The organism is Streptomyces sp. NPDC020884 (genome assembly GCF_044333935.1).
Lineage (GTDB): Bacteria > Actinomycetota > Actinomycetes > Streptomycetales > Streptomycetaceae > Streptomyces.
In genome coordinates, this window is the sequence record NZ_JBIRRY010000001.1 from 278,651 (window position 1) to 290,928 (window position 12,278).

Sequence of the window (12,278 nt, forward strand, 5' to 3'; positions counted from 1 at the left end):
CCTCTCAGTCCCACAGTCCCTGGATCCGCAGGATGCCCGCCACCAGGCACATCACGGAGCCGATCGACAGCAGCACGATGACGCCCTTGGGCATCCCCTGCTTGGCGAAGGAGTAGACGCCGCCGGCCAGGAAGAGGCCGACGACAATCAGGATGGTGTTGAGGCCGGTCACAGGGCGCCCTTCGTGGAGGGCAGGATGCCGGCGGCGCGCGGGTCGTGCTCGGCGGCGTACCGCAGGGCGCGGGCGAGGGCCTTGAACTGGCACTCGACGATGTGGTGGGCGTTGCGCCCGTACGGCACGTGGACGTGCAGGGCGATCTGCGCCTGGGCGACGAAGGACTCCAGGATGTGCCGGGTCATCGTCGTGTCGTACTCGCCGATCATCGGCGCCATCTTCTCGGGCTCGGTGTGCACGAGGTAGGGGCGGCCGGAGAGGTCGACGGTGACCTGGGCGAGGGACTCGTCCAGCGGGACCGTGCAGTTGCCGAAGCGGTAGATGCCGACCTTGTCGCCCAGCGCCTGCTTGAAGGCGGCGCCGAGCGCGAGGGCGGTGTCCTCGATGGTGTGGTGGCTGTCGATGTGCAGGTCGCCCTCGGTCTTGACCGTGAGGTCGAAGAGGCCGTGGCGGCCGAGCTGGTCGAGCATGTGGTCGTAGAAGCCGACCCCGGTGGCGACATCGACCTTTCCGGTGCCGTCGAGGTTGATCTCGACCAGCACGGACGTTTCCTTCGTGGTGCGTTCCACGCGGCCTACGCGGGGGCTCATGCGTCGTGCTCCTTCTTCAGTTCGCGTACCGCATCGAGGAACGCGTCGTTCTCTGCCGGGGTTCCCGCGGAGACCCGCAGCCATCCCGGTACGCCGTTGTCCCGGACCAGGACGCCCCGGTCGAGGATCTGCTGCCAGACGGCGTGGCTGTCGTCGAAGCGGCCGAACTGGACGAAGTTGGCGTCCGAATCGGTGACCTCGTAGCCGGTGGCGCGCAGCTCGGCCACCAGCCGGTCGCGCTCGCTCTTGAGCTGCGCGACGTACCCGAGCAGCGTATCGGTGTGCTCCAGGGCGGCGAGCGCGGTGGCCTGGGTGACGGAGGAGAGGTGGTACGGCAGCCGCACCAGCTGGACCGCGTCGACCACGGCCGGGTCGGCGGCCAGGTAGCCCAGGCGCAGCCCGGCGGCGCCGAACGCCTTGGACATGGTCCGGGAGAGGACCAGGTTGCGGCGGCCCTCGATGAGCGGGAGCAGCGAGGGGTGGTGGCTGAACTCGCCGTAGGCCTCGTCGACGACGACCATCGAGGGGCCGGCGGCCTGGGCCGCGTCGTACAGGGCGAGGACGGTCTCCGCGTCGACGGCGGTGCCGGTGGGGTTGTTGGGCGAGGTGATGAAGACGACCGCGGGGCGGTGCTCGGCGATGGCGGCGCGGGCGGCGGCCACGTCGATGGTGAAGTCGTCGTTGCGCGGCCCGGAGATCCAGCCGGTGCCGGTACCCCGGGAGATCAGGGCGTGCATGGAGTACGAGGGTTCGAAGCCGATCGCGGTGCGGCCGGGCCCGCCGAAGGTCTGGAGCAGCTGCTGGAGGACCTCGTTGGAGCCGTTGGCGGCCCACACGTGGGCGGCGGTGACCGCGTGGCCCGCGGTGCGGGTGAGGTAGCGGGCCAGCTCGGTGCGGAGCTCGACGGCGTCCCGGTCGGGGTAGCGGTTGAGGCCGCGGGCGGCCTCACGGACCCGCTCGGCGATCCGGTCCACCAGGGCTTCGGGGAGCGGGTAGGGGTTCTCGTTGGTGTTGAGGCGTACGGGGACGTCGAGCTGGGGCGCGCCGTACGGGGACTGGCCGCGCAGCTCGTCCCGGATGGGGAGCTCGTCCCAGGGGTTGAGAGGGGCGGAGTTGCTCGTCACTGCTGCGGAACCTTCCAGCCGAACCTGGCCTTCAGCGCGGCGCCGTGGGCGGGGAGGTCCTCCGCCTCGGCGAGGGTCACGACGTGGTGGGTGACCTCGGCGAGCGCGTCGCGGCTGTAGTCGACGATGTGGATGCCGCGCAGGAAGGACTGCACGGACAGGCCCGAGGAGTGGCAGGCACAGCCGCCGGTGGGCAGGACGTGGTTGGAGCCGGCGCAGTAGTCGCCGAGCGAGACGGGCGACCAGGGGCCGACGAAGATCGCTCCGGCGTTGCGGACCCGGTCGGCGACGGCGGTGGCCTCCGCGGTCTGGATCTCCAGGTGCTCGGCGCCGTACGCGTCGACGACCTTGAGGCCGTCCTCGATGGAGGAGACCAGGACGATCGCGGACTGGCGGCCGGCCAGAGCGGGCTCGATACGGTCCTTGATGTGCTTGGAGGCGGCGACCTGGGGGGCCAGCTCGGCCTCGGTGGCGGCGGCCAGCTCCGCGGAGTCGGTGACCAGGACGGCGGCGGCCATCGGGTCGTGCTCGGCCTGGCTGATCAGGTCGGCGGCCACGTGCGCCGGGTCGGCGGTGGCGTCGGCGAGGATCGCGATCTCGGTGGGCCCGGCCTCGGCGTCGATGCCGATCCGGCCCTTGAGGAGGCGCTTGGCGGCGGCGACGTAGATGTTGCCGGGGCCGGTGACCAGGTTGACCGGGAGGCAGTCCTCGGTGCCGTACGCGAACATCGCGATGGCCTGGGAGCCGCCGGCCGCGTACACCTCGTCGACGCCGAGCAGGGCGCAGGCGGCGAGGATGGTGGGGTGCGGCAGCCCGCCGAAGTCCTTCTGCGGCGGGGAGGCGACGGCGATGCCCTCGACGCCCGCTTCCTGGGCCGGGACAACGTTCATCACGACGGAGGAGGGGTAGACCGAGCGGCCGCCGGGGACGTAGAGCCCGACGCGCTCGACGGGCACCCACTTCTCGGTGACGGCGCCGCCGGGGACGACCTGGGTGGTGTGCGTGGTGCGGCGCTGCTCGCGGTGGACGAGCCGGGCGCGGCGGATCGACTCCTCCAGGGCCGCCCGGACGGCCGGGTCCAGCTCCTGGAGGGCGCGGGAGAGCGCGTCGGCGGGCACCCGGACCGACTCGATCCGGACACCGTCGAACTTCTCCCCCCACTCGATCACTGCCGCGGAGCCACGATGGCGCACGTCCTCGCAGATGGGCCGCACCGTTTCCACGGCGGCCTCCACGTCGAACTCGGCACGGGGCAGCAGGTCGCGCAGGGCGGCGCCCTCGGGGAGGGCGTCACCGCGCAGATCGATTCGAGAGATCACACGGCAATTCTCGCAGACCGCCCGGAGCGGCCGGTCGCCCGTATCACTGGCTGATACCGGTCGCTCGCACCACTGGCCGATACGCGTCTCGGCCATGTCCGGCTGTCACTGCTGACCGCTAGCTTTCACAGCGTCACACAGAGGGAAGAACAGCACTACAGCGAGTGTGCACGGAGGGAGCGGCCGTGACCGAGCCGCACGAAGGCGACATCCCGGACGGCCTCAGCGCAGCGGAGCTGGGCATGTGGCAGTCCTTCCGCAACGGGACCACCTACGACTTACGTAGCTACGACACGACCCGCAACGACCCGTTCGCCCCGCAGTCGTGGGGACCGGAGCGGAGCGTCGGCGCGCGCACGGTGGCGCGGCTGCTGCTGAGCGGTCCGCCCGCGCGGCCCGGCCGGGTGGCGGCTCTGAAGCTCCGCGGGGTGCGGATCACCGGGAAGCTGGATCTGGCGGGCGGCCGGGTGGCTCCGTACGTGGAGCTGACCGGCTGCCGCTTCGAGCAGGAGGTGGTGCTCCCCGAGTGCCACTTCACGACCTTGCGGCTGGTGGGCTGCGCGCTGCCCCGACTGGAGGCGGCGCGGCTGCACACGGAGGGCGATCTGCATCTGCCGCGCTGCCGGATCGACCGGGGCATCCGGCTGACCGACGCCCAGATCGGCACGGATCTGCTGATCAACCAGCTCAGCGTGGGCCCGGACCGGCACGGGCGGGCCATCGTCGGGGACGGCATGGCGGTCGCCCAGGACCTCCAGGCCGAGATGATCGAGACGCTCGGCGAGCTGAGCCTGCGCGGGGCGAAGGTGGGCGGTTCGCTGAGCCTGCGCGGCAGCCGGCTGCGGGCCGCGGAGGACCGTCGCGCGCTGAACGCCCCGCAGCTGACGGTGGAGCGCACGCTGTACATGACCGAGGCGTGGGTGAGCGTCGACACGGGGAACCAGGGCACCACTCCCCCGTACGGGGTGGTCTACGCCCCGACCCCGGCGCGCGGCACCCGCTCGCAGATCTTCGAGTGCCGGGGCGGGGTGCGGCTGGACGACGGGCGGTTCGGGGACGCGGTGGACCTGCACAAGGCCCGGTTCACCATGACCCGGCAGGAGGAGCTGTCGCTGCGCCGGATCGTGACGCCGGAACTGCGGTTCAACGCGGAGCGCCCCGAGGAGGGCCGGGTCGTCCTGAACGGCGCGAAGGTGGTGACCCTGATCGACCTGTCGACGAGCTGGCCGGGCCCCGGCGGCCTCGCGATGGGCGGTTTCGTCTACGAGAACCTCGTCCCCTACGGCCACTTCCCGCTCTCCCGGCGGCTGGAGTGGGTGCTGGCCGCGACCCCGGAGTACGTCCCCGAGCCGTACGAGCGCCTCGCCACGGTGATGCGCAACTGCGGCGAGGACGCGGACGCGCGCGAGGTGCTGCTCGCCAAGCAGCGCCGCCGCCGCGAGACGCTGCCGCCCGCCGCGAAGGCCTGGGGGTACCTCCAGGACTGGACGGTGGCGTACGGCTACCGGCCGGGACGGGCCGCGGTGTGGATGGCGGTGCTGTGGGCGGCGGGCACGGCGGCCTTCGCGCAGCACGCCCCGCCCTCGATCAAGGGCGAGGAGCATCCGCAGTGGAATCCCGCGCTGTACGCGCTGGATCTGCTGATCCCGGTGATCAACCTCGGGCAGGACGGTTACTGGCGGATGGAGGACGCCTGGCAGTGGGCCGCGGCCGGTCTGGTGCTGGTGGGGTGGGTTTTGGCCACCACCGTGGCAGCGGGGGCGTCCCGGATGTTGCGCAGGGGCTGAGCCCCAGGGCACTGCGGGGCGGCCGCGGGCGGTCGGGGCCGAGGTTCCGGCCGTCCGCGCACGGTGACCACAGGGACGGGCGAGCAACACGGGAGGACGCATTCAAGCCAGCGAAGGCTCATTCCTTTGCCCTTTCTTGACCCGTCCCGATACAACCCCTTCACTCGGCACAGAAGCTTCACAGCACACCCCTGGCGCGGCCTTCACCAGCGCTTTTCAATGGTCTGCACCATGGCCTTCCTTCGCGCTCTGCTCAGTACCGCGCGCATGGTCCGGCACAGCCCTCCGCTGTCCGCCGGACTGTCCGCGGATGACGCGGTGCTGCTCGACGCCCCCGACGAGCGGCTCTCTCCCGCGCTGGTCGCCGCTGCCCTCGGCGACTACGAGCCGGCCGCCAAACTGCTCGCCACCACCCGGGACGCCACCGACTGGGAGAACCGGGACCGCTACCTCGGCCGGCTCGTCACCTTCGCCCGCAGCCGGGACGGCTGGCTCGTCGACTGGCTGGCCGCCGCCCCGCGCGACCCGGACGCGCTGCTGGTCAAGGCCGAGCTGTCGGTCCGCCGGGCCTGGGAGTCGCCCGCCCGCGCGGAACGGCTCCGCGAGGTCGGCCCGATGATCACCGCCGCCGCCGAAGCGGACCCGCGCGACCCCGTGCCGTGGCGGCTCGCCCTGGACCACGCACGCGGCACCCATGCCACGCACACCGCCTTCGAGTCGCTGTGGGAGCAGGCCGTACGGCGCTCCGCGCACCACTACGGCTGCCATGTGGCGGCGCTGCGCTACTTCTCCGCCGCCTGGTACGGCTCGCACCGCGAGTGCTTCGACTTCGCCGAGCGGGCCGCCGAGGACGCGCTGCCCGACTCCCTGGTGCAGGCCCTGCCGGTCCGGGCGGCCTTCGCGCTGCTCCTGGACACCCAGCCGCCGGGCCGGACCAGCCCCGTACTGGAGGAGCGGATCGACGCGGCGGCCGATCTGGCGATCGGGCTCTCCGCCGCCTACCGGCCCGGCGACCCGTGGCCGGCCGAGGTCCGCAATCTCCTCGCGTACGTCCTGCTCGCCCGGGGCCGCTGGGCGGAGGCGCTGCACCAGTTCAACATGATCGGCCCGTACGCGACGTCGTTCCCGTGGTCGTCGGTGTCCGAGGACGCGCTCGGCCGGTTCCTGGACGCGCGGGACGGCGCACGCCTCCAGGTGGCCTCCCTGACGCCGTTGCGCGACCGGGTCGACCGCGGCCGTCCCCGGGGCCATTACGCTTGAGCGTTGTGACCACCGCCCGCCTTCCCCTTTTCCCGCTCAACGCGGTGCTGTTCCCCGGCCTGGTGCTGCCGCTCAACGTCTTCGAAGAGCGATATCGCGCCATGATGCGGGAGCTGCTGAAGAGCGACGAGGACGAACCTCGCCGTTTCGTCGTGGTCGCGATCCGCGACGGCCGCGAGATCGCCCCGACGGCCACCGGTATGCCGGACACCATCGCGGCGGCCCCTCCCGCCGAGCGCGCCCCGGCGGAGGGCTTCGGCCCCGATCCGATCCAGACCTTCCACCGGGTGGGCTGCGTCGCCGACGCGGCGACGATCCGCGAGCGCGCCGACGGCAGCTTCGAGGTCCTGGCCACCGGCACCACCCGGGTCAGGCTGCTGTCCGTCGAGGCGAACGGCCCGTATCTGACCGCCGAGGTCGAGGACCTGGCCGAGGAACCACCCGGCGAGGACGAGGGCGACGAGGCGGGGGCGCTCGCCGAGGGCGTCCTGCGGGCCTTCCGCGCCTACCAGAAGCGGCTGGCCGGAGCGAGCGAACGCTCCCTGGCGACGGGCGCCGACCTCCCCGACGACCCGTCCGTGATCTCCTACCTGGTCGCGGCGGCCACGGTCCTGGACGTCCCCACCAAACAGCGCCTGCTCCAGGCCCCGGACACCGCGACCCGGCTGCGCGAGGAGCTGACGCTGCTGCGCAAGGAGACCGCGGTCATCCGGCACCTGCCCTCGCTGCCCGCGACCGACCTGACCCGGGCCCCCACCCACCCCAACTGAACGAGGACCCCGTCCCGGTGGCGAAGAAGCCGAAGAAGCAGTCCGGCGGCACCCCCGCCACGGTCGCCCTGACCGCGGCGGGCACCGCCTTCACGGTGCACGCCTACGACCACGACCCGGCCTCCCCGTCCTACGGCGAGGAGGCCGCCGAGGCCCTGGGCGTCTCGCCCGACCGGGTCTTCAAGACCCTGGTGGCGGACGTGGACGGCGAGCTGACGGTCGCGGTGGTCCCGGTGGCCGGCTCCCTGGACCTCAAGGCCCTGGCCGCCGCGGTCGGCGGCAAACGCGCCGCGATGGCGGACCCGGCCGCCGCCGAACGCACCACGGGCTATGTGCGCGGCGGCATCTCCCCGCTGGGCCAGCGCAAGCGCCTGCGCACGGTGCTGGACGCGTCGGCGCGCGCCCACGCGACGATCTGCGTCTCGGCGGGCCGACGCGGCCTGGAGGTCGAGCTGGCGGCGACGGATCTGGCGGAACTGACGGGGGCGACGTTCGCGGAGATCGCGCGTCGCACCGGTCCCTCACACCAGCGCCTCACACCGGCCCCTCACACCAGCCCCTCCGGCGATTGAGGAGCGGGGTCCGGGGCGGAGCCCCGGTTTCGGGAAGGGGCGGGTAGGGGAACAGGCCCGCCGCAGGCGACCCTAGACCGGCCCGCCCCCAGCGGACGACCCGCCAGGCGGCCCCGCCAGGGGCCCCTGCACCGGCCCCCCGCCATACCCCGTGTACCCCGACCAGTCCGGCTCGACATCCCGCGGCCCGAACGCCGCCGTGAGCAGCAGATGGATCCCCATCGCCGCGAACGGCCAGGCCAGCACCGCCACCCACACCGCGTGCAGCTCCAGCGGCGCGTCGAACGTCACGCCCTGGCCGGCCTCCCGGGCCCGCGCCACCACGTCGGACGACGGCCCCAGCCAGATGCCGACCCGCCACGCCAGCAGCGAGGCGAGCAGCGCGCCCAGCGCCAGGCCCACGACCACGAGGACGCCCCCGCGGCGCAGCCGCCAGAAGACGGCGGCGGCGGAGAGCACCCCGAAGCCGATGGCCAGCAGCACGAACGTTCCGTCCGCCCCGATCGCCTCCTCGCCCTCACTGTTCTTGAGGAAGACGGCCGTGTCGTCGGAGACCAGCGGAACGCGCGGCGCGAGCCACACCCACAGCAGCCCGAGCGCGATGCCCGCGAGCGCGACCAGGACGACGACGGCGACGGCCTGACGGAGCTCCGTGGCCGTGTCCGGGTCGTCCGGAGCTGCGAACGGGGTCTCGAGGTGGGAGCCCGAGGGCGGGGCCTGCCACGGATCGTGGGGGCCGGGCTGGTGGGGCGGCGTCAGAGGTGCGGTCACCGTGCCATCGTGCCAGGCCACCCTGTGAGGCGCCTCACCGGATGCCGCACCCGTGTTCGGGCCGGTCCGGCCCGGCGCTACCGTACGGCGGCCCGCCGGTACGCCCAGGTCGCCACGGCCAGCGAGAGAACCCCCACCACCGCGCAGATCGCGAGGAAGAAGGCGATGAGCCCCCAGTCCGGGCGGGCGTCGAAGGACCGGGCCAGCGCCTCGACCCCGTACGTCGAGGGCAGCAGGTCGCGTGCCCAGCCCACCGGCCCCGGCAGCCGGTCGGCCGGCAGCACCCCGAGCAGCAGGGCGGCGGACATGCCCAGCTGGCCCAGCAGGGTCGCCAGCTCGGGGCGCGGCGCGAGCAGCCCGAGGGCCGCGCCGAGGCCGGCCAGGGCGGCGCCGGAGAGCGGGACGACGGCCACCAGAACCCACAGATGGGTCATCGGCAGCTGGAACAGCACGCTTCCGGTGATCGCGGTGAAGACCGTGCCGGGCACCGTGAACGATGCGTACGCGGCGGCCGTCCCGAGCACCACCGCGGCGGGCGGCACGGGCAGGGTGGCGTAGTGGTCGAGCCCGCCGCCCGCCCGCAGCTGGCCGAAGTACTGGGCGAGCAGGTTGAGCGCGACGAACGCGACGACCAGGACGCTGGATCCCGCGACCACCGCGCGGGCCTCCGCCCCGCCGTCCACGACGCCCCGCATCAGGACCATGATCCCGACGGACTGGAAGGTCGCCACGAAGAGCAGCGGGATCCGGGCGACCCGCGCCCGGGAGAGCTGGGCGCGGTAGACGGCTGCAAGCGAGGGCAGCAGCCGGGCGCGCGGTGCGAGGGGCGCCGCGACGGTACGGGCGGGGCCCGTGCCGGAGGCGCCGGGCACGGGCCGGACACGCGGCGGTGCGGTCCTGGCCGGAATGATGCTCGTCACCTGAGGCCGCTCCCCTTAGACACGTCCAACACGTCCAACCGATCCCACCTGTCGCGTACGCGTACGTCCGCCGCGTCCGCCGCGTTCACGTTCCCCACGCCCCTCACGCCTTCACCAGCCCCTTGGCCGCCTTGGCCGCGTCTCCACCGAGCGCGAGATAGACATCCTCCAGGCTGGGTGTGGCCAGGGTGAAATCGTCGAGCGCGGCGAAAGCCGCGCCGCCCGTCACCGCGGCGACCGCGGCCCGTGCCTCGTCGGGGCCCAGCCGCAGCACCCAGCGCCGCCCGGACTCCTGGGCGGACGGTCGCAGGGCCGCCACCTCGGGGACGTCCAGCGGGGCCCGCTCGCGCCACACCAGCTCGACCCGCACCTCGCCGGCCACCTGCTCCTTGAGCCCGGCGGGGGTGTCGCAGGCGATGACCCGGCCGCGTTCGAGGACGGCGACCCGGTCGAGGACCGTCTCGGCCTCGATCACGTTGTGGGTGACCAGCAGGACCGTGGCCCCGCGCTCCGCCCGGCGGCGGTCGACGGCGGCCCAGACGGCGCGTCGGGCGACCGGGTCCATGCCGGTGGTCGGTTCGTCGAGGACCAGGACGGGCCGGTCACCGACCAGGGTGGCGGCGAAGCAGGCGAGCCGGCGCTGACCGCCGGAGAGCTTCTTCAGGGGCCGCCCGGCGATCGCGGTGAGGCCCAGCTCCTCCAGGACGGCGTCACGCTCTGCGCGGGCTTCCCGTACGGGAAGGCCGCGCAGCCGTCCGGTGGTCTCGGCCGCCAGGGAGACGGTCAGTTCGTCGAGGGCAGTGGATTCCTGCCCGAGGTAGCCGATCAGCCGGGAGGCCCGCTCGGGGTGGCGTACGAGGTCGTGGCCCAGCACCTCGACGGTGCCGGAGTCGGGCCGCATCAACCCGGTGAGCTGACGGACCAGGCTGGACTTGCCGGCGCCGTTGGGGCCGAGCAGTCCGAAGATCTCGCCGCGCTCGACGTCCAGAGCGATGCCGTCCGTGGCGCGGACCTCGGGCGTCGCGGGGGTGCCACGGCGGCCCCGGACGGCGGGATAGGTCTTGACCAGATCGCGCACCGCGCACACGGTGTCGCTCTGCGCCTGTGCTGTGCCCGTACTCACGAGGTACGAGAGTACGGGGTCACACGCCCCGGCCGACGTCCGGGGCCACTGCGCCGCCGCCGGGCGGCGCGCGGTGGCTACTCCGCCGCCGGTACGTGCTCGGCGGCGGCCCGCACGTCGATCTCCCGCCAGAAGCCGGCCCGGATCGCGTAGCGGTCGTGCTCGTCGATCTGGTCGTCCTTGTGGGCGAGGAGCCCGAAGCGGGCCGCGTACCGCAGCAGTTCGCCGTCGATCCGGTGCGGGATGCGCGGGTACATGGTGGAGAGCTTCTGCAGGTGGACGGTCTCCGGCAGGCGCTCCATCCAGCGGCGGGCGAAGACCTGGCCCACCTCGAAGGGGTCGCCGCCGACGGTGGTGATGTCCTCCTCCCGGTCCGCCCAGCGCTGTTCGGCGCTGGTGACCTGGGCGAGGGTCGGCAGCGACGCGGTCTCCGCCGGTTCGCCGAGGGGTCCGCCGCGTTCCACCCACCCCTTGTCGGAGGACCAGCGCAGCGTGGCGTTCGCGGGCTGGGGCGGGTGCTGGCGGTCCGGGTGGGTGGCGTGGGCGCGCAGCGCGGCCAGGTCCTTGGGGGTGGGGACGCCTTTGTGGCCGGCGGCGGGCGTGTCGGCGGCGGAGGCGTCGGGGGCGGCTCCCGCCGGAGCAGCGGGGCCGCCCCGGGCGGCGGCGGCCTGGGCCTCGGAGGCGCGTTCGGCGGAGGCGGCGAGGGCCGCCTCGGGCAGCGGCGCGGAGAGGATCGCGGCGATCTCGGGGCGCGGGACGGGCGGCGGGGCGCAACTGCCGCCGATGTCCTTGGCGCGTACGGCCTTGGTGATCCAGGCCCGGTCCAGGACCCGGCGTTCGTCGGCCTCGGCGACCAGGTCCTCGGACTGGTTGTAGTCGCCGTCGGCGGCCTGCACGGCCCAGAGGTGGACGGCGACCCCGTGTTCCTTGGCGGACATCAGTCCGGGCAGCAGATCGCCGTCGCCGGTCACCAGGACCACATCGGAGCAGGCCCGGTTCCTGGCCAGCTCGGTGAGCTCGGCGTGCATGGCGGCGTCGACGCCCTTCTGCGCCCAGCGTCCGTCACTGCGGGTCAGGGCGCCCAGCCGCACGGTCACGCGGGGCATCACCCGGAGCCGGCGGTGCTCGGGCTGGGGCACCCGGTCGGGGGCGCCGTCGAACCAGTAGATACGCAGCAGAGGCTGCTGGGTGTCCGCCTCGGCACGCTCCCGCAGCCCCAGGATGAGCGCGGCGTGGTCGACGGTGATGCGGGAACGAGCGGGCTCTCCGGCCAGCAGACTCGCGGCTGCCCCCAGCAAGTAGCCGGCGTCCACCAGGACGACGCAACGGTCCACGCGTGCCACCCTCTTCCAGAATTCGGGAACGGTTCAGCGGCCCGCTCCTCGATGACCGGGTCCGCTTACCCAGGGTTTCCTTCGAGTCTGCCCGACCGCGCAGGGGTTAACGGCCGGAACTGGATCATCGGCGTGGCGGATCCGGCAAGGAATACGGAAAGGACGCGGAAAGGCCGGGCGAAGGCCGTGCAACGGGGGTCACTGCGGAAACCACTACGCACGGTAATGATCCAACATGCGGCGTTTGCGGCGCTATGTGAGTCTGACAGCGGTCCTGGCCCCCCAGGATTCCCCACAGGAGGCATTCACCATGGCCAAGAACAAGAACCGCAAGCAGGGCAGTCAGCACGACCGCGCGTCCGCGTCGGAGCGTAGCGCGGAGGAGGCCAAGTCGACGGCGTACGAGTCGCAGAACCAGCCGCAGGCGCAGGCCCAGGGCAGCCCGTCCGACGTGGCGCGCAAGCATCAGCGGCGCTTCGGCCACAACTGACCCGTCGGCCGCATGCGGTAGGGCAGACGTTGAAGACAGCGAG

13 protein-coding genes are annotated in these 12,278 nt (G+C 73.2%); 5 read left to right on the top strand and 8 right to left on the bottom strand.

The window, feature by feature from the left end:
* Positions 1–4: 4 nt before the first annotated feature.
* The 4 genes from ACH4UK_RS01285 to hisD are packed head-to-tail and all read right to left on the bottom strand — an operon-like array spanning position 5 to position 3,208.
* Positions 5–172 carry a hypothetical protein gene (locus ACH4UK_RS01285; RefSeq protein WP_003969742.1) on the bottom strand — a complete coding sequence of 56 codons (168 nt, stop codon included), beginning with the start codon at positions 170–172 and terminating at the stop codon, positions 5–7.
* The gene (gene hisB, locus ACH4UK_RS01290) at positions 169–765 is read right to left on the bottom strand and encodes an imidazoleglycerol-phosphate dehydratase HisB (protein WP_031122041.1); all 597 of its coding nucleotides are present in this window, start codon (positions 763–765) and stop codon (positions 169–171) included. Before hisB ends, ACH4UK_RS01285 begins: the two co-directional genes overlap by 4 nt.
* Entirely contained in the window at positions 762–1,889 is a 1,128-nt protein-coding gene (locus ACH4UK_RS01295; RefSeq protein ID WP_398354018.1) for a histidinol-phosphate transaminase, read from the bottom strand. The genes hisB and ACH4UK_RS01295 overlap by 4 nt, the downstream gene beginning before the upstream one ends.
* Positions 1,886–3,208, bottom strand: a complete 1,323-nt coding sequence (hisD, locus tag ACH4UK_RS01300) for a histidinol dehydrogenase (protein ID WP_398354019.1) — start codon at positions 3,206–3,208, stop codon at positions 1,886–1,888. Before hisD ends, ACH4UK_RS01295 begins: the two co-directional genes overlap by 4 nt.
* A 185-nt stretch (positions 3,209–3,393) precedes the next feature.
* Between hisD and ACH4UK_RS01305 the strand changes: the two genes are divergently transcribed.
* The 4 genes from ACH4UK_RS01305 (at position 3,394) to ybaK (ending at position 7,597) form a co-directional block, all read left to right on the top strand.
* Complete coding sequence (locus ACH4UK_RS01305; protein WP_398354020.1) at positions 3,394–4,995, top strand: oxidoreductase; 1,602 nt, start codon at positions 3,394–3,396, stop codon at positions 4,993–4,995.
* Between the two features lie 219 nt (positions 4,996–5,214).
* Positions 5,215–6,255 (top strand): hypothetical protein, encoded by a 1,041-nt coding sequence (locus tag ACH4UK_RS01310; protein WP_398354021.1) that lies wholly within the window; start codon positions 5,215–5,217, stop codon positions 6,253–6,255.
* 5 nt (positions 6,256–6,260) lie between these two features.
* A complete protein-coding gene (locus tag ACH4UK_RS01315; protein WP_398354022.1) occupies positions 6,261–7,025 on the top strand; it encodes an LON peptidase substrate-binding domain-containing protein in 765 nt (254 codons plus the stop codon).
* A gap of 17 nt (positions 7,026–7,042) precedes the next feature.
* On the top strand, positions 7,043–7,597 hold the full coding sequence (gene ybaK / locus ACH4UK_RS01320) for a Cys-tRNA(Pro) deacylase (protein ID WP_398354023.1): 555 nt from the start codon (positions 7,043–7,045) through the stop codon (positions 7,595–7,597).
* A 72-nt stretch (positions 7,598–7,669) separates the two neighbouring features.
* Here ybaK and ACH4UK_RS01325 read toward each other — a convergent pair whose 3' ends face one another.
* The 4 genes from ACH4UK_RS01325 to ACH4UK_RS01340 form a co-directional block, all read right to left on the bottom strand.
* On the bottom strand, positions 7,670–8,389 hold the full coding sequence (locus tag ACH4UK_RS01325; protein ID WP_398354024.1) for an ABC transporter permease: 720 nt from the start codon (positions 8,387–8,389) through the stop codon (positions 7,670–7,672).
* A gap of 56 nt (positions 8,390–8,445) precedes the next feature.
* The gene (locus ACH4UK_RS01330; RefSeq protein ID WP_398354025.1) at positions 8,446–9,288 is read right to left on the bottom strand and encodes an ABC transporter permease; all 843 of its coding nucleotides are present in this window, start codon (positions 9,286–9,288) and stop codon (positions 8,446–8,448) included.
* A gap of 103 nt (positions 9,289–9,391) precedes the next feature.
* On the bottom strand, positions 9,392–10,375 hold the full coding sequence (locus ACH4UK_RS01335; protein ID WP_398354909.1) for an ABC transporter ATP-binding protein: 984 nt from the start codon (positions 10,373–10,375) through the stop codon (positions 9,392–9,394).
* Positions 10,376–10,488: 113 nt separating this feature from the next.
* Complete coding sequence (locus ACH4UK_RS01340; protein WP_398354026.1) at positions 10,489–11,754, bottom strand: NYN domain-containing protein; 1,266 nt, start codon at positions 11,752–11,754, stop codon at positions 10,489–10,491.
* 301 nt (positions 11,755–12,055) lie between these two features.
* On the opposite strand from ACH4UK_RS01340, the gene ACH4UK_RS01345 reads away from it, so the two are divergent.
* On the top strand, positions 12,056–12,235 hold the full coding sequence (locus ACH4UK_RS01345) for a hypothetical protein (RefSeq protein ID WP_007456121.1): 180 nt from the start codon (positions 12,056–12,058) through the stop codon (positions 12,233–12,235).
* Positions 12,236–12,278 lie beyond the last annotated feature (43 nt).

What these genes read in the sequence shown, in the direction of transcription:
- hisB (WP_031122041.1), bottom strand. Translation starts at nt 765, where the DNA reads ATGAGCCCCCGCGTAGGCCGCGTGGAACGCACCACGAAGGAAACGTCC.
- ACH4UK_RS01310 (WP_398354021.1), top strand. Translation starts at nt 5,215, where the DNA reads ATGGTCTGCACCATGGCCTTCCTTCGCGCTCTGCTCAGTACCGCGCGC.
- ACH4UK_RS01345 (WP_007456121.1), top strand. Translation starts at nt 12,056, where the DNA reads ATGGCCAAGAACAAGAACCGCAAGCAGGGCAGTCAGCACGACCGCGCG.